Source organism: Allobosea eneae (assembly GCF_042657265.1).
Taxonomy (GTDB): Bacteria; Pseudomonadota; Alphaproteobacteria; order Rhizobiales; family Beijerinckiaceae; genus Allobosea; species Allobosea eneae.
The window spans coordinates 131,201-152,418 of the sequence record NZ_JBHSLW010000034.1 but is presented as its reverse complement, the minus strand read 5'-3'; the positions used below and the strand labels follow the sequence as shown (position 1 = coordinate 152,418).

Sequence of the window (21,218 nt, the reverse complement as noted above, 5' to 3'; positions counted from 1 at the left end):
CGCCCGTTGAGATCATCTTGCGCATCCTCGTCCTCAATCCGAACACCAGCGCCGAGATGACCGAGCTGGTCCTGCGCGTGCTGGCGCCGATGACGCCAGCTGGTGTCGAGCTCGTGGCGGCGACCGGTCGTTTCGGCGCGCGCTATATCTCCAGTCGCAGCGCCGGCGCCATCGCCGGGCATGCGGCGCTGGACGCCTTTGCCGAGCATGGGGCGGGGTGCGACGCGGTCTATCTCGCCTGCTTCGGCGATCCCGGGCTGATGGCGCTGAAGGAGATCGCGGGCGTCCCGGTGGTCGGCATGGCCGAAGCCGCCTGCCGGCAGGCGGCGGCGCAAGGCGGACGCTTCTCGATCGTGACTGGCGGCGAGCGCTGGGGGCCGATCCTGACGGAGTTCATCGCCGCGCTCGGGCTGGACGGCCGACTTGCCGCCATCGAGACGGTGGCGCCGACCGGCGGCGACATCGCGGCCGATCCGGACGGCTCGATCGCGCTGCTGGCCGAAGCCTGCCGGCGCACGGTCGCGCGCGACGCGGCGCAGGCGGTGATCCTGGGCGGCGCCGGCCTCGCCGGGCTCGCGGCCCGGGTCCAGCCTCATGTCGGCGTGCCGGTGATCTGTTCGGTCCAGGCGGGCTTCGCCGCGGTACTCGACGCGGCGCGCAATCCACCGTCCAAACCGGTTCAAGGCGATCTGGCGCTGCCGGCGCCTGTGCCGAGCATTGGGCTTTCCGCCGGCCTGTCGCGACTGCTGGGCGAGCGCTAGCGCCGCCTTCTTGGGACAGGTTGAAAAGGCCTTGTGGCGGCTCCGTTGGCTTGAGGGGCCGCCAGCCAGATCATGTGCTTGGCGCCGCCGGCCCCGGCGCGGGCGCGTACCGTCTTCTCCTCGACGGCGAAGCTGGCCTGGCGCAGGCGCTGGGTGAAGCTGCGGTCCGGCCCCGCTGACCAGACCGCGAGCACGCCGCCTGATCGCAAGGCCGCCTTTGCAGCGCCGAGGCCCGAATGGTCGTAGAGCCGGTCGTTGGACTCGACCATCAGCCCGTCCGGACCGTTATCGACATCGAGCAGGATCGCGTCGTAGCGGCTCGGACCTTCGCGAATCGCAGCCACAACGTCGGCTTCGCGCAGGGTGACGCGGGGATCGTCGAGGCAGCCGGCGAAGATCGAAGCGAGCGGCCCGCGCGCCCAGGCGATCACCGCCGGGATCAATTCGGCGACCACGATCTCGGCATCGGCCGGAAGCGCGGCAAGCGCCGCCCGCAGCGTGAAGCCCATGCCGAGTCCGCCGATCAGCATGCGCAGGCCTGGGCGCGGCCCGATCCTGTCGATGGCGAGGCTCGCCAGCGCCTCTTCCGAGCCCTTGAGGCGCGAGTTCATCAGCTCGTTATGGCCGAGCGTGATCGAGAACTCGTCCTCGCCACGGCGCATGAGCTTCAGCGTGCCGCCGCCGGGGATTGCTGCGGCGTCGAGCTGCGTCCAGGGCTTCATGCGCCGTCAGTCCAGCCGGGCGCGCTTGATGAAGGCGCCGGCCTTCATAATGACGGGCATGTGCCGGCCCTGGCGGGTCAGCAGGGACAGGTCCTCAAGCGGGTCGCCGTCGACGACGATCAGGTCGGCATAGGCGCCCGGCGCCACCGTGCCGATCTTGCCCTCGAGTTTCAGCAGCCTGGCGGCGACATGGGTGGCGGCGCCGATCACCTCATGCGCCGGCAGGGCGCGGCCGCGGATGACGAACTCCTCGGACTGATGGCGATGCATCTCGCCGAGCAGGTCGCTGCCATAGGCCATGGCGAGGCCCGCCTGTTTCATGATCGCCAGCGATTCCATGCCGGCGGCGCGGACATATTCGACCTTGGCGACGGAATCGGGCGGGAAGCCGAGCTTGCCGCCCTCGCTGGTGAGCTTGTCATAGGTGACGAGGGTGGGCACCGCGACGGCGCCGTTATTCGCTGCGAGCTTGGCGGTCTCGGCCTTGATCAGGTTGCAATGCTCGAGCGAATGCACGCCGGCCTCGACGCAACGGCGGATCGCTTCATCCGTGTAGACATGGGCCGAGACGTAAGTGCCGGCCATGCGGGCCTCTTCCACGACCGCCTCCAGCTCGCCGACGGAGAAGCCGAGGAAATGGATCGGATCGGTCGGCGAGGCGCAGCCGCCATTGGCCATGATCTTGATGAAGTCGGCGCCGCCCTTCAGCTCCTCGCGCGCGGCCCGTCGAACCTCGGCCTCGCCGTCGCAGATGCGGCCGAGCGCGCCGAGGCGATGCCGCGTCGTCGGCGCCAGCCGGTCGTCGTAGCGGCCGCGGAAATCGGCATGGCCGCCGGTCTGGCTCAGCGCCTTGCCGGAGATGACGAGGCGCGGCGTCGGGAAGTCGTGCTCTTCGGTCGCCTGCTTCAGGCCGAAATCGGCGCCGCCGACATCGCGCACCGTGGTGAAGCCGCGCAGCAGCATCTCGCGCATGATCACCAACGAGCGCACCGTGACGAGCGAGTCGGGCAGGGCGGCATTGCGACCGAGATCGGCGAGGCCGGCGATGACGTGGACATGGGCGTCGATCAGCCCGGGCATCAGCGTGCGGCCTTTGAGATCGATCACCCTGGCCTTGTCGGAGCGCAAGCTCTTGCCGACCTCGCGGATCAGCCCGCCCTCGACCAGGACGGAGACCGGCGCGGCCCGCTCGGGCGCGGTGCCGTCGACGATGCGGGCATTGTGGAACAGGGTCGCGGCCATGGGTTTTCCGTCCTTGCCTTTGAAAGTTCGGGAGGCGCAGTTCAGCGCAGCAGCAGCGCGGCGAGCCAGAGGCCCAGCCCGAAAACGACGTGGTTGATCAGTCCGATCAGCCGGACCTGGTTGGCGTTCGGCCGTTTGCTGGCGGCGAGGCCGAAGCCCATGCCCGGCTGCAGGATGAACCAGCCGCAGCCGACGGTGACGACGCCGACGATCAGGGCCGGCAGCAGCGTCGGATTGCGGGCCCAGTCGAGCCCCCAGATCAGCAGGATGATCGCGGCGAAGAGTGCACCGATCAGGTAGTGCATGATCCAGCCGATCGCGAGCTCGCTTGCGACCGGCGGCGTGTCGGCGATGGTGTCGTGCATGAAGCGGCCACGCGGCAGATAGGCGAACCAGCGCCCGACCATCGCCCAGTTCGCCAGCGGAATGCCGAAGGCGCGGTTGAGGAACAGCGCCCAGAGGTCGAGCAAGGCAGTCGCGCCGATGCCGATCGCGAGCGAGCGGCCGATCACTTCGAGCATCTACAGTCCCCCAGGCCGCAAAGCGCGCCGCCGGCTATGGAGGCGAAAGGACGCAGTGGGGTCAATCGCCAGTAGGTTGAATGTCCCGCCCGCAGCGCAGATGGGGCATGCGGCCGCGCGGCGCAGGAACCGCCAGGGGGGCGCGCTCGTTCTCCCCGCGTGACTTTCACGACGGGGGCGGTGATGGCAGTGGCGACGGCGAGCAAGGCGAACGCGACCGGTCCGCATGGGGCACGGGAGCTGCCTTCGGTCATCGTCACCAGCTACAATCTCGAAATCCGCGATGCCGATGGCTTCCTCGGCGACAAGGCGAGCCGCAGCGCCTTCATGGATCATCTCGCCGAATTGCGAGGCCACCTCGCCGAGGCGGGAGAGGATCCGCTGGCGGATGCCGGCAAGACACTGAGCAAGTCGGAGCTCGACAAGCTCATCACCGAGGGAACTGCCCGTGAGGCGGCGCTGGTGCTGTCGGCTGTCGAGCGCTTCGCCCAGTCGCTCGCCTTCGTCATCCGCCGCTTCCTGCGCCAGAAGGCCTGGAGCCCGGTCGAGCGCATCGTCGTCGGCGGCGGCTTCCGCCAGAGCCGGATCGGCGAGCTCGCCATCGCGCGGGCCGGCATCATCCTGCAGACCGAGGGCTACACGATCGAGCTCGTGCCGGTGCGCCATCATTCCGACGAGGCCGGGCTGGTCGGCAGCGCCCACCTCGCGCCGAAATGGATCTTCGAAGCCTATGACAGCCTGGTCGCGGTCGATATCGGCGGCTCCAACATCCGCGCCGGCATCGTCGAGCTGCGCCAGGACAAGGCTCCCGATCTCAGCAAGGCCCGCGTCTGGGAGACCGAGCTCTGGCGCCATGCCGACGAAGAGCCGAGCCGGGAAGAGGCGGTGAAGCGCCTCGGCAAGATGCTGCGCGAGCAGATCAGGCACGCCGAGGGGGAGGGCCTGCGGGTCGCGCCTTTCATCGGCGTCGGCTGTCCCGGCCTGATCGAGCCTGACGGCGCGATCGACCGCGGCGCCCAGAACCTGCCGGGCAACTGGTCGAGCAGCCGCTTCAACCTGGTCGAGAGCATTCGCGAGATGGCGCCGGAGATCGGCAAGCACGACACCGTCGTGACCATGCACAATGACGCCGTGGTCCAGGGCCTGAGCGAATTGCCGTTCATGCAGGATGTCGAGCACTGGGCGGTGCTGACCATCGGCACCGGGCTCGGCAATGCCAGTTTCCAAAACCGGGCGAAGCCGAAGGGCCGGGACAAGGACAAAGACAAGCCGAAGGACGGCAAGGGCAAGAAGGATTGAAGCGTCAGTCCCGCTTCGCCGGCAGCGCCCAGAGCAGCCCGCGCGTCACGATCACCGGGAAGACGGTGAGATGGTCCTCGCCGGGGATGATCTCGCTCGAAAGCTTGAGGCCGGGATAATTGCGCGCGCGCAGCGCCTGCTCGAACTCCCTGAGATCGGCGATCATGTCGGTCTTGCCATTGTAGCGCGGATCGCCCGAGGCCTTGTCGATCGTCTCATAGGACGCGATCGCCATCAGCACGTTCGCCTTCAATTCCTTGTTGGCCTCAGCATAGCTCCGTTCGCGCTGGAACAGCACCTTCTGGTCGAACCAGAGCGAGGGGCTGCCGATGATGTAGTGCGAGAACAGTTTCGGCTCGGTCAGCAGCACGTAGAGGCCGAAGAGCCCGCCATAGGAATGGCCGGCATAGATGCTGCGGGTCGTGTCGGTGCGATAGGTCGCGGCGACGAAGGGCATCAGCTCTTCGGAGAGAAAGCGGCGATAGCCTTCAGCCTCGCCGAAGACCGGCGGCTTGCCGGACGGATCCCGCGTCTTCTCACCGTTCGGCGTCGGCGTATAGTCGCGCCGGCGGCTGTATTCGGGCGTGTCGCCGACGGAGTAGGACAGGCCAACGAGGATGAACTCCTCCAGCCCCTGCGCCCGATTGCCGACCCGGCGCGCGATGCTGCGCACCAGCGGGAAGGCATAGTCGGCATCGGTGACGAACAGCACCGGAAAGCGCCGCCGTGGCTGGCTCTGATAGGAGTCCGGCAGGCTGACGAAAATCTCATAGTCGCGCTGCAAGGCTTTGGCGCGGATGGTCCTGACCTCGGTGCCCTTGAGCACGAAGGGCGGCGGCGACGCGGTGGCCCCGGCTGCCGAGGCCGGCGGCTCGGCATCGGGCTGGGCGATGGCGGCGGTGGCGACCAGCATGAAGGCGACGAAGGCAGGCAGGCGAAGCATTCCAGACCTCTCCGACAGGACTGTGCCGGGATCGTGACGGCTCGCGTAGCCGTCGCCAATAGGATGTCCCCGATATCCACGTTCGTCCCGGGCGCAGCGAAGCGAAGACCGGGACCCATTCCGGAACCTCATTCGGAAAGGCTCAGGCATGGGTCCCGGATCGGCGCCGCTGACGCGGCTTGTCCGGGACGACTCGAACTGGAGAGATGTCAGCGTCTCAGGCCCGGAGCTTCCAGCGCGAGCCCCTTGGCCCGCACGGCGAGAAAGAGTTCGAGCGCGAGATAATCGTCGGAGCCGTAGTCGAACTGCGTCGCCCGGACGCCGAGCGAGCAGGCGCGCAAGCGCCGGTGCAGGGAGCCGATCCCGTTCCATTCGAGCCGGTAGGCCGGATAGCCGGTGCCGATGCCGTAGCTGATCGTGTCGCCACGCAGCTTCTGGCCGACCAGACCGTCATGGCACTGCGTGCAGGCGAGATTGAGCTGGCCCTGCCGGCGCTCGTAGAAGGCCTTGCCGGCTTCATAATAGGGTTTGGCCGCGCCCTCGGCCGAGACCGACAGCGGCACGCCTCTCGAGAGCGAGGCGACATAGGCGGTGAGCCCGAGCAACTCCTGGCTCTCATAGCCGAAGGCGGGCTGCTTCTGCCGCTCGATCCGGCATTGCTCGATGCGACCCTCCAGATTGATCAGCTTGCCGCTGGTAACATCGACCTGTGGATAGCGTGCGGCTGCGCCGCGCAGGCTCTGCTTGGGATCGACATGGCAGGAGACGCAGGTCGGGCTTGTACCGTCGCGGCGGCTGAACAATTCCTCGCCCTGCTCGACCCAGAGCCAGCCGGGATTGCGGGCCCCATCCTCCTGCTGGCGCTGCATCTGCGGTGAGAGGAAAGCGCTGCCCGGCTTGATCTCTTGCGCGGCCGCGGCGCCCGTCAGCACGAGGAGGGTTGCTGCAAGAGCGCGCCCCACAGCGCTCATGTCACGACGAGACGGGCGGTGCGGGTGAAGGTCGCTCCGCCATCCTCGCGCCATTCGAAGGTGAGGTCGCCGGTCTCGACCGCACGGGTCGTGAAGCTGACGAAGGGGTTGGCGGAGACGCCGGTATGCATGTCGTAGCGGAACACCGGCTCGCCGGCATAGGTCACGGTCAAACGGTTCAGGATCTTGCGCGGGACGACACGGCCTTCGGAATCGACCTGGCCGCCGCGATCCATCGGATGGCGGACGAGGACGCGAATCTCGACGATCTCGCCGGCCTTGGCCTCAGCCGGCATGGTGATGCGGGCGTTGAACGATGCCATTGGGTCAGCCTCCGTCGATGCAGGCGCTGAGGGTGACCACGATGTCGGCATCGGCCATGACGTAGCCGCCGCTGTTCAACGCGGCAATCGCGACGACCTTCTGAGAGGTGGCCAAGCGCAAGGTGGCGCGGATGTCGGCCCGGCCGCTGCGCGGGGAGAGATGAAAGCGGGCAACGTCGGGAAACGGGTTCTTCTCGGCGATGACATGGATCCAGCGGACATGGTCGGCATCGGTCATCGGGCTCTCGACCTGGATCGCGACATCAACGGAATTGCCGTTCTCGACCAATTGCGGGATGTCGAAGCTGATCCTGCCGCGCTCGGGCACCGAGCCCTCGGTGATGCGCGCGATCAGCTCGGCGATGGTTGGCGGTGCAGCGACCTGAGCAGATGCGGGGACAGGCAAGGCGGCGAGCGCGAGGCCGGCGGCGCCGGCCGCCATGGCCTCGCGGCGCGAGAGCGCCGGTTCAGGGCGCGCGCAGGCTGGCGAGATAGGTGACGACATCCTCGATCTCCTGGGCATTCAGCGCCGGCCGATCGCGAAAGGCCGGGGCAACGTCTCGCAATCCTTCGACGCGAAAATAAGGCGGCATTACCGTCTGCGGGTTGAGCCGGCCGGCATCGACGAGGCGCAGACGTAGCTGTCCCGCATCGAGCCGGGCGCCGACGCCGGCGAGGTCCGGGCCGATCGTGCCCTGGAAGGGCTCGTTCGGCTCCGGCACCTGGTGGCAGATCAGGCAATTGCCCTGCGTGCGGTCGAGCACGAGTGCTCGACCGCGTTCGGGATCGCCGATCCTGCCGCCGAGCGGCGCGGGGATCGCGTCGCCGACGACTTCGTAGGCTTCGAGCGCCGCTGCTGGCGCGCTCGCGAGCGCCAGCACGATCAGCGCGGGCCGGATCGCGGCAGGCCTCACGCCTTGCGCAGATCCGTGTTCTTGAGTGGCAGGTTACGCACCCGCTTGCCGGTGGCGGCGAAGATCGCGTTCAGCACCGCCGGCGCGGCAACAGCGATGGTCGGCTCGCCGACGCCGCCCCAGAATCCGCCGGAGGGCACGATCACCGTCTCGACCGCCGGCATGTCCTCCATCCGCACCACCGGATAGGTGTCGAAATTCTCCTCGACCATGCGGCCGTCCTTGACCGTGCACTCGCCGAAGAGCGCAGCCGAGAGCCCGTAGACGAATGAGCCCTCGACCTGACGTTCGATCTGGGCCGGGTTGACGGCGTGGCCAGGGTCGGTCGCGGCGGTGATCTTGTGGATCTTGAGCTTGCCCTGCGCATCGACCGAGACCTCGGCGACGGCCGCGACATAGGAGCCGAAGCCCATGGTCTGGCAGATGCCGCGATAGACCCCGTCCGGCGCCTTCGTCCCCCAGCCCGCCTTTTCGGCGGCCGCGTTGAGCACTGCGAGGTGCTTGGGATGGTCCTTCATCAGCGCCCGGCGATAGTCGAGCGGGTCCTTGCCCGCGGCATGCGCCAGCTCGTCGATGAAGCATTCCAGATAGATCGCGTTCTGGTTGAGGTTGACCCCGCGCCAGAAGCCCGGCGGCACATGCGGGTTACGCATAGCGTGGTCGATCAGGAGGTTCGGGATGGTGTAGCCGATCGAGGCCTCCGGCCCGGGCGGGTTCAGTCCCTGGAAGACGACAGGATCGCGGCCGTTCTGAATGTTCTGCGGGAAGATGCCGGCGACGATCGACTGACCGGAGATGCGCATGCGCAGGCCGGTCAGGTTGCCGTCCTTGTCGAGCGCGCCGGTGAGCTTGCATTGCGTCACCGGGTGGAAGCGCCCGTGCAGCATGTCCTCCTCGCGCGACCAGATCAGCTTGACCGGCGTGCCTGGGATCTGCTTGGCGATGGCCACGACCTGGCGCACCCAGTCATGCACCGCGCCGCGCCGGCCGAAGCCGCCGCCGAGATCGATCTTGTAGGCCTCGCATTTGGCCAGCGGCAGGCCGGATGCTTCGGCTGCGGCAGCCAGCGCCGCCTCGCCATTCTGCGTGGGCGTCCAGACCTCGCAGCGCTCCGGGGTATAGAGCGCGGTCGCATTCATCGTCTCCATGCAGGCATGGTTCTGGAACGGATAGGAATAGACCTGCTCGATGACGCGTGCGGCATTGGCGATGGCGCCTTTGACGTCGCCGGCCTGGTTGCCGACAGCGGCTTGCGGGGCGTCGAGCCCTTCCTTCAGCCAGGCGGCGATGCTCTCGCTGGAGACCTTGGCGTGCTCGCCCTCGTCCCAGGTGATCGGCAGTGCGTCGAGCGCGGTCTTGGCGCGCCACCAGGTATCGGCGACGACCGCGATGGCGCTGTCGCCGACGGGCAGGACATGCTTGACGCCCGGCATGTCCTTGATCTTGGCGGCGTCGAAGCTCTTCACCTTGCCGCCGAAGACCGGGCAGTCCTTGATCGCGGCGTTGAGCATCCCCGGCAAGGTGAAGTCCATGCCGTAGACCTTCTTGCCGGTGGTCTTGTCGGCGGTGTCGAGCCGCTTCAGCGGCTTGCCGGCGATGGTCCAGTCCTTCGGATCCTTGAGCGGGACGTTGGCCGGCGCCGGGGCCTGGAGCTTGGCGGCCGCGGCGGCGACCTCGCCATAGCGGATCGAGCGGCCGGAGCCCTTATGGGTGATCACACCCTTGACGGCGCTGCATTCGCTAGCCGGCACCTTCCAGCCATCCGCGGCGGCCTGGACCAGCATCATCCGGGCCGCTGCACCCCCCTTACGGACATAGTCATGAGATTCGCGGATGCCGCGGCTGCCGCCGGTCGAGAAATTGCCCCAGACGCGATTGCGGGCGAGGTTCTGGCCGGGCGTTGGATACTCCGTGGTGACCTTGGCCCAGTCGCAATCGAGCTCCTCGGCGACGAGCTGGGCGAGGCCGGTCAGCGTGCCCTGGCCCATTTCCGAGCGGGCGATGCGGATCACCACCTTGTCGTCGGGATGGACGACGACCCAGGCATTGATCTCCGGCGCCGCGCCTTGCGCCTGCGCCTCACTGGCAAGGGGAACGGAGAAGCCGAAGCTGAAGGCGCCGGCGGCTGCGGCCGAGCCTTTCAGGATCGAACGGCGGGAGAGCTTGGTATCGGTCAAAGAGGCTAGACTCATGGCGTCCTCCTGATTGCGGATGGCGCTGCGGCGAGGCTGTGGCGCTCGAGCCGCGCGCAGGAAAAGGGGAAATTCGGATCAACCGCGGCCGAGCTGGCCGCCGGCAGCGACGTCCTTGATGGCGGCCTTGACGCGGTTATAGGTGCCGCAGCGGCAGATATTGGTCATCTCGGCGGCGATGTCGGCATCGCTCGGCTTGGGATTGGCCTGGAGCAGTGCGGCGGCGGCCATGATCATGCCGCTCTGGCAAAAGCCGCATTGCGGCACGTCGTGCTCGATCCAGGCCTTCTGGATCGGATGGTTGCCGTCGGGCGAGAGCCCCTCGATGGTGACGATCTTCTGCTCGGCGGTCAGGGCGCTCACCGGCATGGTGCAGGAGCGGGTGGCGACGCCGTCGATATGCACGGTGCAGGCGCCGCATTGAGCGACGCCGCAGCCGTATTTCGTCCCGGTCAGGCCGATCTGCTCGCGGATCACCCAGAGCAGGGGCGTGTCGTCCTCGACCGTCACGTCAATCGTCTTGCCGTTGATGCTGAGCTTAGCCACCGCAAACCTCCCGGTTTCGATTCCAAGATTGGCGAGAGAGCCAGCGCGCCTCGCCTGATGCACATACCGGCCCGTCAGCAGCCGGAGGTGTTCTTTGGAGGAATTCAAACCCAGAAGCGCGCTTGTCGCCAGAGGTAGTATGGTCACCGGCGATCACGGTCCCGTTGGGCTGTTTCCGGGCACCCGCTCTGCGATCCGCGCGGCTTTCATCAGCGCCGCCATGATGCTGTCCGGTTTTCCGCCGAAGACACCCAGCCTCTGGTGCGTCGGCTGCGGCGTGCTCTCACAGGAATGTGATGCTGTTGCACGATCATCGCCCGCCAGCGCTGCAAAGTTGCGAACGCCGCCATGCTGCCGTTTCGCCGGAGATGCTTGCTTTCGGCCCCGCGCAATGGCGAGGCTGCGCGACCATGCGAATCAGCCCGGCAGGACCGTAATGTCGATGATATCCGGCCTCGACCGTGCCTTCCGGCGTTGCGGCGGCGCCGCGCTCTTCGCGCTGGCGCTGCTGCTCCCGCTGACGGTGCTGGCGCAACCGGCCGACCCCGCAAGCCCCCGCGCGCGCCTCGATTCGATCAGGGGCGAGCTCACCCAGATCGAGGCGTCCCTCACCAATCCGAACGTCTCCGACGATGAGTTGCAGCGCCAGCGCCTGCGCCTGCAACCTCTGCTCGATCAATTGAGGCTCCTTACCGATGAGCAGGTGCCGCGCACCGAGCAGGCCAGGCTCAGGCTCGAACAGCTCGGGGCGAAGCCGGACGCCAATGCACCGCCTGAGACGCCGGACGTGGCGCGCGAGCGCGACACGCGCACGAAGAGTTTTGCCGAGGCCGATGAAACCCTGAAGATCGGGCGCGCGACGCTGCTCCAGGCCGAGCAATTGCAGAGCTCGATCGGCGATCTCAGGCGCGACCGTTTCGCCAAGGCGCTGTTCGCGGCCGGCCCCTCGATCCTCAATCCGGAGGTCTGGTCGACGACGCTGACGGCCTTCCCGGCCGATCTGCGCGCCTCGCAATTCATCTTCGGCGACTGGCTCTCGGTCTTCACCACGGCGCTGTTCAGCCCGCGCGGCGTCCTGGTCGCGCTCTCCTTCCTCGGTGCGATCGCGCTCTACGTGGCGCGGGCCCGCTATATGCCGCGGCTGACGGCGCGGCTGGCACGCAGCGTCGATTCCAGCGATCGCCACATGCTCTATGTGGCGTTGATCCGGGTTGTTGCGCGCACGGCGCCGCCGGCCCTGGCGAGCTGGCTGATCTATGCCGCCCTGAACACCGCCGGGCTGCTGCCGCCGCGGATCCAGCCCGTCATCCTCGCCATCGTTTTCGGCCTCGCCCTGATCGCCTTCGTCCAGGCGCTGGTGGATGCGCTGTTCGCGCCCGGCGAGCCGCAGCGGCGCCTCGCCAGTGTGATGGAATCGACGGCGAAAACCGTGACCTGGATGGCGAGCTCGCTCGTCATCGTCATGGCGATCGGCAAGGTCTTCGAGGCCTGGCTGCAGGCGATCGCCGCGGGCCTGACCCTATCGATCATCGTGCGCGGCGTCTTCGCCACCATCTTCGCGGTCATCCTGATCGTCGGGCTCTACCGCCTGCGTGACAATCAGGAGATCGAGCAGGAGGCGTGCCTCGGCCCCTATGTGCCGGTCGACGGCGCCAGCCTCGGCCCGGTGCGGATTCTCGGCTGGGTCGTCGGCGTCGCTGTCCTCCTGTCGCTGCTGCTCGGCTATGTCGTGCTGGCGACCTTCCTGACCGAGCAGGTGATCTGGCTCGGCATTCTCGCCGCCGTCTTCGTGCTGCTGATGCAGCTGATCGAGCTTGGCATCAGCAGCCAGCTCACCGGCGAGGGACGCCTTGCGCTGACGCTCCGGGCCGGGATCGGCCTGCGCGCGGCGACGCTGCAGAAAATCGCGGTGGTGCTCTCAGGCGCGCTCAAGATCGTGCTGATCGTCGTCACGGTGATGCTGGCGCTGGCGCCCTGGGGGCTGGAATCGACGGATTTCCTGACCTCGCTGCGGGCCGCCTTCTTCGGCTTCCAGGTCGGCGGCGTCACGGTCTCGCTGTCCTCGATCGTCGTGGCGATCATGCTGTTCGCGCTCGGGCTGGCGGCGACGCGCTCGCTGCAGGGCTGGCTGGAAGGCAAGTTCCTGCCGACGACCTCGCTCGACACCGGCCTGCGCAATTCGATCACGACCGCAGCCGGCTATGTCGGCTACGCGGCGGCGGCGGCCGTCGGCTTCTCCTCGTTGGGCCTCAGCCTGGAGCGGCTCACCCTCGTCGCCTCGGCGCTTTCGGTCGGTATCGGTTTCGGCCTGCAGTCGGTGGTGTCGAACTTCGTCTCCGGGCTCATCCTGCTCTGGGAGCGGCCGATCCGCGTCGGCGATCAGGTCCTGGTCGGCGACGCCGAGGGCATCGTCAAGCGCATCAATGTCCGCTCGACCGAGATCGAGACCTTCGATCGCTCCTCGGTGATCGTGCCGAATTCGAACCTGGTCTCGGGCGTGGTGCGCAACCGCGTCCGCTCCGACCGGACGGGCCGGGTGCTGATCTCGATCAGCGTGCCGCGCACGCTCAACCCGACCGAGGTCCGCGCGATGCTGCTCGACGCGGGCGAGGCGCATGGCGACGTGCTGAAGAAGCCACCGCCGAACGTGCTGTTCAAGAAGCTCGGTACGGCGACGATGGATTTCGACCTGATCTGCGTCGTCGGCGAGGTCGACATCGTCGGGCGCGTCACCAGCGATCTCAACTATGTCATCCACAGGCGCCTGAGCGAGCTGGAGGTGCCGCCTCCGGGGGCCGAGCTCACCGTCAGGGGACTGGAAGGCGTCGAGCATTCGCTCGGCGAGATCGCCGCGGCGGTCTCGAAGGAGGTCGGCCGCCGTGCCAAGCCGGCGAGCGGGCGCGTCAGCGTCAAGCGCTCTGGCCCGGCGCCCGAGGTCGAGGAAGAGCCGGAGGAGGCGCCGGCCTCCCCGGGCGCCAGAACAGAACCGGCCGCGAGCGGCGGCAAGGACGAGAGCAAGGACTGATGCGATGCGCCTTTTTCCCGCGCTACCGGTGCCCGAGCAAAGGCGGCGCTCGATGAGCTGCCCTGCCGCGCTCGCTGCAGCGCTGTCCGTGCTGAACCTCGCCGGCTGCACCGAGCCGGTCCGGACGCAACCGGCCTTCTACCGCGATCTCGGCTCGCCCTCGGCAAAGGTCGATGCGGAGGCGGCGCGCGCGACGATCTCGGCTTATCGGCTCAATGCCGGTCTCGGGACGCTGAAGCTCGATCCGGACCTGATGCAGGCGGCCGAGCAGGAGGCGGCCGCCATGGCCGCCGCCGACAAGCCGGCCCAGGCCGAGGCGGTGAAGGCCAAGCTGGCGCGGGCCGGGCAGCCGGGCGCCGAAGCCAATCTCTCGGCCGGCTATCGCCGCCTCGCCGAGGCCTTCTCGGGCTGGCGCGACTCGCCGCAGCACGACCGGGTGATGAAGGCGCCGAACGCGACGCGCATGGGCATCGCTTCGGCCTATGCAGCCGGGTCGAAATATCAGGTCTACTGGGCGCTGGTGGTCGCTCCGTGAGCGAGCGCGGCTGAGGCGGTCATTCGATCGCGAAATCGAAAGGCGTCCTCGGGAAAGGCTCGTTCGCCAGCGTGAAGTGCCACCACTCCTTGCCGACGCATTCGCGGAAACGATAGGGATCTGCGATTGAAGGAGGCGTTAAGGCAGAGGGCTTGCTCACGTCGCGCCGTTGTCTAAAGCTGCGCCACGATGTCTCTGCTTGCGATCTACGCCCGCGTCCTCGGCGAGCTCGGCCCGGAACGGCGCCTCGGGCTCATTCTCGCCATCGCCAACATCGCGCTGGCGGGCGCAGCCTTCGCCGAGCCGATGCTGTTCGGCGCGCTGATCGACAAATTGACCAGCCTGCAGACCGCCGGCACGCGCCCGAGCTGGGCTGACATCAGCGTCCTGCTCGCCGCCTGGGTCGGCTTCGGCCTGTTCAATATCGCAGCCGGCGTCTTCGTCGCGCTGTTCGCCGACCGGCTGGCGCATCGGCGACGGCTGGCGGTGATGGCGAATTACTTCGAGCATGCGCTAACCCTGCCGCTCGCCTACCACACGCAGACCCATTCCGGCCGCGTCCTCAAAGTGATGCTGGAGGGCACCAGCGGTATGTGGGCGCTCTGGCTCTCCTTCTTCCGCGAGCACTGCGCCAGCTTCGTCGCGCTTTTCATCCTGCTGCCGTTCACGCTCTGGAAGAACTGGCAGCTCGGCCTGGTGCTGATCTTCCTCGTCGTGCTGTTCGGCACGCTCACCGCCTTCGTGCTGCGCAAGACCGACAAATTGCAGAGCAATGTCGAGGCCTATCATTCGAGCCTCGCCGAGCGCGCCTCCGACGCGCTGGGCAACGTGCCGGTGATCCAGAGCTTCACCCGGATCGAGGCCGAGGTGCGCGGCCTGCGCAACACCATCACCAGCCTGCTCGAAGCGCAGATTCCGGTGCTGACCTGGTGGGCGGTCGCAACCGTCGCGACCCGCGCCTCGGCGACGCTGACTGTGCTCTCCATCTTCGTCGTCGGCACCTGGCTGCTGATGCAGGGGCTGACCACGGTCGGCGAGATCGTCACCTTCATGGGCTTCGCCACCATGCTGGTCGGCCGGCTCGAGCAGATCGTCGCCTTCGTGAACTTCATCTTCATGCAGGCGCCGAAGATGCGCGAATTCTTCGAAGTGATCGACACGCTGCCGGCGGTGCGCGACCTGCCGGGTGCGGCCGATGCAGGCCGGCTCGAGGGCCGCATCGCCTTCGACGACGTCTCGTTCTCCTATGACGGCAAGCGCGCCGCCGTCGCCGACGTCTCCTTCGAGGTGAAGGCTGGCGAGACAATCGCCATCGTCGGCTCGACCGGCTCTGGCAAGTCGACCACGCTCGGCCTGCTTCACCGCGCCTTCGATCCGCAATCGGGCCGCATCCTTGCCGATGGCCGCGACATCCGCGAGATCTCGCTGCTCTCGCTCCGGCGCAATATCGGCGTGGTCTTCCAGGAACCGATGCTGTTCGCGCGCTCGATCCGCGAGAACCTGACCGTCGGCAAGCCGGACGCGACCGATGCCGAGATGATGGAGGCGCTCGACCGGGCGCAGGCGACCGAGGTGATGGCGCGCCAGCCGGACGGGCTCGACACCATCGTCGGCGAGCGCGGCCGCACCCTCTCGGGCGGCGAGCGCCAGCGCCTGTCGATCGCCCGCGCTCTGCTCAAGAACCCGCCGATCCTGATCCTCGACGAGGCGACTTCGGCCCTCGATGCGGCGACCGAAGTGAAGCTGCAGAAGGCGCTCGACGAGGTGATGAAAGGCCGCACCACCTTCGTCATCGCCCACCGCCTCGCCACCATCCGCAATGCCGACCGCATCCTGGTGTTCGAGCAGGGCAAGGTGATCGAGATGGGCTCCTTCGAGGAGCTCGTCGCCAAGGGCGGGCGCTTCGCCGCACTGGCCCGGGCGCAGTACCTCGTCACCGACAAGCCGGTCGCGACCGTGTCGTCGCTGGCGAGCAAGGGCATCGTCGACGGCTGAGCAAAGCGTCCTTCCGCTTACCCGCGAGGTAATCGACCTGCCGCCAGCCCTGTCGCATGGTCCCGGCCATCGCGGGCTTCGAGCCCGCTTCGCACGGGAACCCGCATCATGACCGCCTATGCCATCGCCCACTTGCGCGACGTCCAACTGAACGCCGAGATCGTCGACTACATCAAGCGCATCGACGAAACGCTCATCCCCTTCGGCGGCCGCTTCCTGATCCATGGCGCGACGCCGGAGGTCATGGAAGGGCCCTGGGAGGGCGATCTCGTCGTCATCGCCTTCCCGGACATCGCTGCCGCTCGCGGCTGGTATATGTCGCCCGGCTATCAGGCGATCCTGGCGCTCAGGACGGGGAACTCGCGCAGCGCCGCGATCATCCTCGACGGCGTGCCTGACGGCTACAAGGCGACCGACTTCCTGGCCAAGCTCGCTTGACCATCAGGGCGCCGGCTCGTCCGGCGGGTGATGCAGGCAAGGGTCGAGCTTGACGTGGTCTGGCCCGAACTGCTCCCAGCTGCCGCTGACGACGACACGTTCGCCGGCTTTCCGGCCGTTGTCGTCATAGGTGACGCAGAGCACCTGCGGATCGGGCGCCCGGCACAGGCCGAGATAGGTCAGGCCGGCGCCGGTCTTGACCATGGTCAACGGACCCTCGACCTGGATGGTGACGAGCTCGCCCTCCCGGCCGGCCAGCGACTTAAGCGCCGTGCGCAATTGGCTGCAGCTCGCGCGGAAGCTCGGCTCCGGCTGGGCGCGCGCTGCGAGCGCGCCGGCAAAGAGCGCAGCTGCAGCGAGAAAGACGAGGCGGGAAGGGCGAAGGCTGGACGTGCTCATCGCACAGCTCTCGACTTGCTTTGTGGCGCTATTGCGAAGGATTGCAGCACGCGGGCAAACAGCGCGTGTCAAGGACCTGCCGTTGTGAGATCATTTTCGGCGTCTACTCGCCGAGCTCCATTTTTCAACGACGGATCCATTGCCTGACATGATGATCGCCCGTCTCGCCTGCGCCTGGGCCTCGGTCGCAGCCTTCCAGCTCTTCGGCGGCACATTGCTGGCGCAATTAGGGGCTCCGCTACCGTCGCTGCTGATCTTCGCCTGGCTGCTCGGCGTGATCGTCTGGTCGGCCTTCGGCGTGGTGCACGAGGCCGAGGAACTGGCGCACCGGCTCGGCGAGCCCTATGGCACGCTGATCCTGACGCTCTCGATCGTCATCATCGAGGTCGCCCTGATCTCGGCGGTGATGCTGGGCGCCAAGGGCGCACCGACGCTCGGACGCGACACGATGTTCGCGGTGCTGATGATCGTCCTCAACGGCGTCGTCGGCATTGGCCTGCTGATCGGCGGCCTCCGGCATTTCTCGCAGAGCTACAACCTCAAGGGCGCCTCGGCCTATCTGGCAGTGATCATCCCGCTCACCTTGATCCCGCTGGTGCTGCCGAATTTCACCACCTCGACGGCCGACGGCACGCTGACGACCTTCCAGTCGATCGCGTTTTCGCTGTTCACGCTGCTGCTCTACGGCGCGTTCCTGATCCTGCAGACCGGCCGGCACAGCGTCTTCTTCAAGGAACCGGCGGGCGAATCGAACATGCCTTACGGCGCGGCCTATGTCCGGGCCAGGATGCAAGTCGACAGCGAGCCCGGATCAATCCCGGCGCCGGATCCGGAGCCTGTCGATGAGCCATCGCATTCGCCTGCCGCAGGCTCGACCTCGCGCCATGTCGTGCTGCTGCTCGCCAATATCCTGCCGATCGTCATCCTGGCGAAGAGCCTCGCCGTGGTGCTGGATTTCGGCATCGCCCGGCTCGGCGCGCCGGTCGCGCTCGGCGGCATCCTGATCGCCATGGTGGTGTTCACGCCCGAATGCATCGCGGCACTCAAGGCGATCACCGCCAATCAGCTGCAGCGGGCGATCAATCTCTGCCTCGGCGCCGCCGCCTCGACGCTCGGGCTGACGGTCCCGGCGGTCCTGGTCATCGGCCTCGCCACCGGGCAGGAGGTCGTGCTCGGCCTCTCCGGCACCAATATGGTCATCCTGTCGATGACGCTGCTTCTGAGCACGCTGACCTTCACCGGCACGCGCACCACCATGCTGGAGGGGGCGGTGCATCTCTCGGTGTTCTTCGTCTTCCTGGTGCTGGTGTTCAGCCCCTGACCGAGGCGGCGGCCGGTTCCGGCTGGACCGGCACGCCATTGCCCACCGGAGCGATCCTGAGCGCCGTCAAACGGTTGCGGCTCTTGCGCATCACCTCGAAGCGGAAGCCGTGGAAGGTGAACGCCTGGCCGGCATCGGGGATGGCGCGAGCCTCGTGGATGACGAGGCCGGCGATGGTCGTCGCCTCGTCATCGGGCAACTGCCAGTCCATCGCCCGGTTGAGATCGCGGATCGGCACGCCGCCATCGACGATGACGGCGCCGTCCGGCTGCTGGCGCAGGCCGGGCACGGCGATGTCGTGCTCGTCGCGGATGTCGCCGACGATCTCCTCGAGGATGTCCTCGAGCGTCACCAGCCCCATCACCTCGCCATATTCGTCGACGACGAGGGCGAAATGCGTCTTGCGGGCGAGGAAGGCCTTGAGCTGCTCGGGCAGCGGCGTGTTCACCGGCACGAACCAGGACTCGAGCGCGATGGTCGCGACATCGAGCTTGCAGGCGTCGCCGCCGGCGGCATCGAGCGCGCGCAGCAGGTCCTTGGCGTGCAGAACGCCGACGATGTTCTCGGGCTTGTCGCGCCAGAGCGGCATGCGGGTATAGGGCGAGGCCAGCACCTCGCGCACGATCGCCTCGGGGCCGAGGTCGAGATTGATCGTGCGCATCTTGGTGCGGTGGATCATCACATCGGCGACTTCAAGCTGCTTCAGGTCGAGCAGGCCGCTGACCATGTCGCCGTCGGCCTTCGCGACCGTGCCCTCCTGGCGCATCAGCTCAACCTGGTCGCGCAAGATCTCGTCGATCGCCAGCACCGGACGCTGCGAGTCGATCCGCAGCCCGAATAGGCCGAGTGAGCGGCGCGCGAACCACTGCATCAGCCGGACCGGCGGACCGAGCACGGCGAGCAGGCGCGCCACCGGCCGCACCAGCTTGAGCGCCATCCGCTCGGGCTCGGCGACGGCCGCCATGCGTGGGGCGAGCTCGCCGAGCACGACGATAATGAGGGCGACCGCGATCGCGAGCCCGGCCGCGCCGCTGGCACCGAAGGAGGCGAGCGCGGCATAGGCGGCGAAGCTCGCCGTCGCGGTCTTCACCAGCGTTCGCGCCAGCAGGAAGACGCCGCTCAGCCGCTCGCGGTCGCCGAGCACGCGCAGCGCGATCGCGGCGCGGCGGCTGCCGGCCTTTTCCTGCTGGACGAGCCTGGCGCGCGAGATCGCATGGAGCGCCGCATCGGCCGCGGCAAGGAAGCCGGTCAGGAGCACGCCGAGCGCGACGATGGCGATGGCGAGCCAGGGATCGAGATGGGGAATGGCGACCATGGAGGAAGCTCAGGCCCCTGCGAGTTCACTTTCGATGAAGTCGAGGGCGGCCTCGGTGGCGACGCCCGGCGCGATGAAGGCCTTGCCGATGCCATGTGCCAGGATGAAGGTCAGCGCGCCGCGCTTGACCTTCTTGTCCTGGGTCATCGCCTCGACGATCTCGGCCGCCGTGCCGGCGGCGCCGGGCACGTCCTGCAGACGGGTCGGCAGCCCGACGCTTGCGAGGTGCCGCGCGACGCGCTCGGCATCCTGGCCGGAGCAGAGGGCGAGCCGCTGCGAGAAGCGGAAGGCGAGGCAAAGCCCGATCGCGACGGCCTCGCCATGGACGAGCCGGGTGGAATCGTAGCGGGTCAGCCGCTCCAGGGCATGGGCGAAGGTATGGCCGAGATTGAGCAGGGCGCGGTCGCCGTCCTCGCGCTCGTCGCGCGCCACGATTGCGGCCTTGGCCCGGCAGGCGGTCGCGACCGCGTGGTCACGTTCCGGTCCGCCCTTCATAACGCGGCGCCAGTTGACCTCGCACCAGTTGAAGAAGCCGGCATCGTCGATCAGCCCGTACTTCACCACCTCGGCATAGCCGGCCTTGAACTCGCGCTCGCTGAGCGTATCGAGCAGCGCAGTGTCGCAGACCACCAGAGCCGGCTGGTGAAAGGCGCCGATCAGGTTCTTGCCATGGCTGGAATTGATGCCGGTCTTGCCGCCGACGGAGGAATCGACCTGGGCAAGCAGGCTGGTCGGAATCTGGATCAGGCGAACGCCGCGGCGCAGCACTGAGGCGGCGAAGCCCGAGAGATCGCCGACGACGCCGCCGCCGAGCGCGATGACGAGGTCGTTGCGCTCGATCTTGGCGGCGAGCAGCCCGTCGCAGAGCTCGATGAAACGGGCATAGGATTTGGACGCCTCGCCCGGTGGCACGGTCAGGCGCGTCGTGGTGACGCCGACCCGATGCAGGCAGGATTCGAGCGCCGGCGCATGGAGGGCGGCCAGGTTCTCGTCGGTGACGATGGCGGCACGGGCGCCGGGGAAGCGGCGGGCGATCGTCTCGGCAGCCTCGCAGAGCTGGTGACGGCCGATCAGGATATCGTAGGAGCGCTCGGCCAGCGCGACCGGCACGACGATGGGCTCTGCGGTGGCGGGAGCAGGGACCGCGGCGCTCATCGCGTGCTCTCCTCGCGCAGCCGCTGGTCCAGCGCCGCCAGCGCATCCTCGACCACGACCTCGTGCGGATCGTCGCGCGAGAGCAGGGTGATGTCGGCGAGTGCGTAAACCGGCTCGCGCTCGGCCAGCATGCGGCGCATCGTCGCCTCGGGATCGGCCGTCTGCAGCAGCGGGCGGTTGCTGCGCTTGCGGACGCGGCGCATCAGCACGTCGAACTCGGCCTTGAGCCAGATCGAGACGCCGAGCTCGGCGATGCGGGCGCGGGTGTCGGCGTTCATGAAGGCGCCGCCCCCGGTCGCCAGCACAAGCGGCGCGCGCGTCGTCAGGATGCGGGCGATGACCCGGCGCTCGCCGTCGCGGAACTCGCTCTCGCCGCGCTGGGCGAAGATCTCGGGGATCGTCATGCCGGCAGCGGTCTCGATCTCGGTATCGGCATCGACGAAGGGCAGGCCGAGGCGGGCGCCGAGGCGCTTGCCCACCGAGCTCTTGCCCGAGCCCATCATGCCGACCAGCACCACGGCCCGCGCGCCGAGCGCGGCGCGCAAGGCGATGCGATCCACCTGTTCGATCGTTTCCGCCATCGTCATCGACTGAATTCCTT

At 67.9% G+C, this 21,218-nt stretch carries 21 protein-coding genes; 7 read left to right on the top strand and 14 right to left on the bottom strand.

What is annotated here, in order from left to right; translation table 11 throughout:
- Positions 1 to 17 precede the first annotated feature (17 nt).
- On the top strand, positions 18 to 761 hold the full coding sequence (locus ACFPOB_RS20420) for an aspartate/glutamate racemase family protein (protein ID WP_377800237.1): 744 nt from the start codon (positions 18 to 20) through the stop codon (positions 759 to 761).
- On the opposite strand, the gene ACFPOB_RS20415 is transcribed toward ACFPOB_RS20420, so the two are convergent.
- From ACFPOB_RS20415 to ACFPOB_RS20405, 3 genes are read right to left on the bottom strand one after another with little or no spacing between them, the layout of a single operon-like run.
- Complete coding sequence (locus ACFPOB_RS20415) at positions 758 to 1,483, bottom strand: polyamine aminopropyltransferase (protein WP_377800236.1); 726 nt, start codon at positions 1,481 to 1,483, stop codon at positions 758 to 760. The genes ACFPOB_RS20420 and ACFPOB_RS20415 overlap by 4 nt on opposite strands.
- A gap of 6 nt (positions 1,484 to 1,489) precedes the next feature.
- Entirely contained in the window at positions 1,490 to 2,725 is a 1,236-nt protein-coding gene (locus tag ACFPOB_RS20410; protein ID WP_377800235.1) for a metal-dependent hydrolase family protein, read from the bottom strand.
- A 41-nt stretch (positions 2,726 to 2,766) separates the two neighbouring features.
- Positions 2,767 to 3,246, bottom strand: a complete 480-nt coding sequence (locus ACFPOB_RS20405; RefSeq protein ID WP_377800234.1) for a DUF2938 domain-containing protein — start codon at positions 3,244 to 3,246, stop codon at positions 2,767 to 2,769.
- A 183-nt stretch (positions 3,247 to 3,429) separates the two neighbouring features.
- Between ACFPOB_RS20405 and ACFPOB_RS20400 the strand changes: the two genes are divergently transcribed.
- Complete coding sequence (locus ACFPOB_RS20400; protein ID WP_377800368.1) at positions 3,430 to 4,545, top strand: ROK family protein; 1,116 nt, start codon at positions 3,430 to 3,432, stop codon at positions 4,543 to 4,545.
- A gap of 4 nt (positions 4,546 to 4,549) precedes the next feature.
- Here ACFPOB_RS20400 and ACFPOB_RS20395 read toward each other — a convergent pair whose 3' ends face one another.
- The 7 genes from ACFPOB_RS20395 to ACFPOB_RS20365 all read right to left on the bottom strand — a co-directional run bounded on the left by ACFPOB_RS20395 (position 4,550) and on the right by ACFPOB_RS20365 (position 10,434).
- A complete protein-coding gene (locus ACFPOB_RS20395; protein ID WP_377800233.1) occupies positions 4,550 to 5,488 on the bottom strand; it encodes an alpha/beta hydrolase in 939 nt (312 codons plus the stop codon).
- A gap of 209 nt (positions 5,489 to 5,697) precedes the next feature.
- On the bottom strand, positions 5,698 to 6,420 hold the full coding sequence (gene soxA, locus ACFPOB_RS20390) for a sulfur oxidation c-type cytochrome SoxA (RefSeq protein ID WP_377800232.1): 723 nt from the start codon (positions 6,418 to 6,420) through the stop codon (positions 5,698 to 5,700).
- 35 nt (positions 6,421 to 6,455) lie between these two features.
- Positions 6,456 to 6,782 (bottom strand): thiosulfate oxidation carrier complex protein SoxZ, encoded by a 327-nt coding sequence (gene soxZ, locus ACFPOB_RS20385; protein ID WP_377800231.1) that lies wholly within the window; start codon positions 6,780 to 6,782, stop codon positions 6,456 to 6,458.
- Positions 6,783 to 6,786: 4 nt separating this feature from the next.
- Positions 6,787 to 7,287 (bottom strand): thiosulfate oxidation carrier protein SoxY, encoded by a 501-nt coding sequence (locus ACFPOB_RS20380; RefSeq protein ID WP_377800230.1) that lies wholly within the window; start codon positions 7,285 to 7,287, stop codon positions 6,787 to 6,789.
- The gene (gene soxX, locus ACFPOB_RS20375; protein ID WP_377800229.1) at positions 7,250 to 7,696 is read right to left on the bottom strand and encodes a sulfur oxidation c-type cytochrome SoxX; all 447 of its coding nucleotides are present in this window, start codon (positions 7,694 to 7,696) and stop codon (positions 7,250 to 7,252) included. Before soxX ends, ACFPOB_RS20380 begins: the two co-directional genes overlap by 38 nt.
- Positions 7,693 to 9,888, bottom strand: a complete 2,196-nt coding sequence (locus ACFPOB_RS20370) for a xanthine dehydrogenase family protein molybdopterin-binding subunit (protein WP_377800228.1) — start codon at positions 9,886 to 9,888, stop codon at positions 7,693 to 7,695. The genes soxX and ACFPOB_RS20370 overlap by 4 nt, the downstream gene beginning before the upstream one ends.
- Positions 9,889 to 9,966: 78 nt before the next feature.
- Positions 9,967 to 10,434 carry a (2Fe-2S)-binding protein gene (locus tag ACFPOB_RS20365; protein ID WP_377800227.1) on the bottom strand — a complete coding sequence of 156 codons (468 nt, stop codon included), beginning with the start codon at positions 10,432 to 10,434 and terminating at the stop codon, positions 9,967 to 9,969.
- 436 nt (positions 10,435 to 10,870) lie between these two features.
- Between ACFPOB_RS20365 and ACFPOB_RS20360 the strand changes: the two genes are divergently transcribed.
- The 4 genes from ACFPOB_RS20360 to ACFPOB_RS20345 all read left to right on the top strand — a co-directional run bounded on the left by ACFPOB_RS20360 (position 10,871) and on the right by ACFPOB_RS20345 (position 16,427).
- The gene (locus ACFPOB_RS20360; RefSeq protein WP_377800226.1) at positions 10,871 to 13,459 is read left to right on the top strand and encodes a DUF3772 domain-containing protein; all 2,589 of its coding nucleotides are present in this window, start codon (positions 10,871 to 10,873) and stop codon (positions 13,457 to 13,459) included.
- Positions 13,460 to 13,463: 4 nt separating this feature from the next.
- Entirely contained in the window at positions 13,464 to 13,994 is a 531-nt protein-coding gene (locus ACFPOB_RS20355; protein WP_377800225.1) for a CAP domain-containing protein, read from the top strand.
- A 189-nt stretch (positions 13,995 to 14,183) separates the two neighbouring features.
- Positions 14,184 to 15,989, top strand: a complete 1,806-nt coding sequence (locus tag ACFPOB_RS20350; RefSeq protein ID WP_377800224.1) for a glucan ABC transporter ATP-binding protein/ permease — start codon at positions 14,184 to 14,186, stop codon at positions 15,987 to 15,989.
- A 108-nt stretch (positions 15,990 to 16,097) separates the two neighbouring features.
- Positions 16,098 to 16,427 carry a DUF1330 domain-containing protein gene (locus ACFPOB_RS20345; protein WP_377800223.1) on the top strand — a complete coding sequence of 110 codons (330 nt, stop codon included), beginning with the start codon at positions 16,098 to 16,100 and terminating at the stop codon, positions 16,425 to 16,427.
- Between the two features lie 3 nt (positions 16,428 to 16,430).
- Here the strand turns inward: ACFPOB_RS20345 and ACFPOB_RS20340 are convergent, their stop codons facing one another.
- Positions 16,431 to 16,826, bottom strand: a complete 396-nt coding sequence (locus tag ACFPOB_RS20340) for a hypothetical protein (protein WP_377800222.1) — start codon at positions 16,824 to 16,826, stop codon at positions 16,431 to 16,433.
- A 148-nt stretch (positions 16,827 to 16,974) separates the two neighbouring features.
- Between ACFPOB_RS20340 and ACFPOB_RS20335 the strand changes: the two genes are divergently transcribed.
- Positions 16,975 to 18,147, top strand: coding sequence for a calcium:cation antiporter (locus tag ACFPOB_RS20335; RefSeq protein WP_377800221.1), 1,173 nt, complete (start codon positions 16,975 to 16,977; stop codon positions 18,145 to 18,147).
- Here ACFPOB_RS20335 and ACFPOB_RS20330 read toward each other — a convergent pair.
- Genes ACFPOB_RS20330 through ACFPOB_RS20320 form a run of 3 tightly spaced genes read right to left on the bottom strand, consistent with a single transcriptional unit; the run spans position 18,137 to position 21,204 of the window.
- Positions 18,137 to 19,462, bottom strand: coding sequence for an HlyC/CorC family transporter (locus tag ACFPOB_RS20330; protein ID WP_377800220.1), 1,326 nt, complete (start codon positions 19,460 to 19,462; stop codon positions 18,137 to 18,139). The genes ACFPOB_RS20335 and ACFPOB_RS20330 overlap by 11 nt on opposite strands.
- 9 nt (positions 19,463 to 19,471) lie before the next feature.
- Complete coding sequence (gene aroB / locus ACFPOB_RS20325; protein WP_377800219.1) at positions 19,472 to 20,617, bottom strand: 3-dehydroquinate synthase; 1,146 nt, start codon at positions 20,615 to 20,617, stop codon at positions 19,472 to 19,474.
- Positions 20,614 to 21,204: a shikimate kinase gene (locus tag ACFPOB_RS20320; RefSeq protein ID WP_377800218.1), complete on the bottom strand. Its 591-nt coding sequence runs from the start codon at positions 21,202 to 21,204 to the stop codon at positions 20,614 to 20,616. Before ACFPOB_RS20320 ends, aroB begins: the two co-directional genes overlap by 4 nt.
- Positions 21,205 to 21,218 lie beyond the last annotated feature (14 nt).

Bases quoted from the DNA above. Each gene is read 5' to 3' on its own strand.
- ACFPOB_RS20415 (WP_377800236.1), bottom strand. From the start codon at position 1,483: ATGAAGCCCTGGACGCAGCTCGACGCCGCAGCAATCCCCGGCGGCGGC.
- ACFPOB_RS20410 (WP_377800235.1), bottom strand. From the start codon at position 2,725: ATGGCCGCGACCCTGTTCCACAATGCCCGCATCGTCGACGGCACCGCG.
- ACFPOB_RS20405 (WP_377800234.1), bottom strand. From the start codon at position 3,246: ATGCTCGAAGTGATCGGCCGCTCGCTCGCGATCGGCATCGGCGCGACT.
- ACFPOB_RS20400 (WP_377800368.1), top strand. From the start codon at position 3,430: ATGGCAGTGGCGACGGCGAGCAAGGCGAACGCGACCGGTCCGCATGGG.
- ACFPOB_RS20395 (WP_377800233.1), bottom strand. From the start codon at position 5,488: ATGCTTCGCCTGCCTGCCTTCGTCGCCTTCATGCTGGTCGCCACCGCC.
- soxZ (WP_377800231.1), bottom strand. From the start codon at position 6,782: ATGGCATCGTTCAACGCCCGCATCACCATGCCGGCTGAGGCCAAGGCC.
- ACFPOB_RS20380 (WP_377800230.1), bottom strand. From the start codon at position 7,287: ATGTCGTCACCTATCTCGCCAGCCTGCGCGCGCCCTGAACCGGCGCTC.
- ACFPOB_RS20370 (WP_377800228.1), bottom strand. From the start codon at position 9,888: ATGAGTCTAGCCTCTTTGACCGATACCAAGCTCTCCCGCCGTTCGATC.
- ACFPOB_RS20360 (WP_377800226.1), top strand. From the start codon at position 10,871: ATGTCGATGATATCCGGCCTCGACCGTGCCTTCCGGCGTTGCGGCGGC.
- ACFPOB_RS20355 (WP_377800225.1), top strand. From the start codon at position 13,464: ATGCGCCTTTTTCCCGCGCTACCGGTGCCCGAGCAAAGGCGGCGCTCG.
- ACFPOB_RS20350 (WP_377800224.1), top strand. From the start codon at position 14,184: ATGTCTCTGCTTGCGATCTACGCCCGCGTCCTCGGCGAGCTCGGCCCG.
- ACFPOB_RS20345 (WP_377800223.1), top strand. From the start codon at position 16,098: ATGACCGCCTATGCCATCGCCCACTTGCGCGACGTCCAACTGAACGCC.
- ACFPOB_RS20340 (WP_377800222.1), bottom strand. From the start codon at position 16,826: ATGAGCACGTCCAGCCTTCGCCCTTCCCGCCTCGTCTTTCTCGCTGCA.
- ACFPOB_RS20335 (WP_377800221.1), top strand. From the start codon at position 16,975: ATGATGATCGCCCGTCTCGCCTGCGCCTGGGCCTCGGTCGCAGCCTTC.
- ACFPOB_RS20330 (WP_377800220.1), bottom strand. From the start codon at position 19,462: ATGGTCGCCATTCCCCATCTCGATCCCTGGCTCGCCATCGCCATCGTC.
- aroB (WP_377800219.1), bottom strand. From the start codon at position 20,617: ATGAGCGCCGCGGTCCCTGCTCCCGCCACCGCAGAGCCCATCGTCGTG.
- ACFPOB_RS20320 (WP_377800218.1), bottom strand. From the start codon at position 21,204: ATGACGATGGCGGAAACGATCGAACAGGTGGATCGCATCGCCTTGCGC.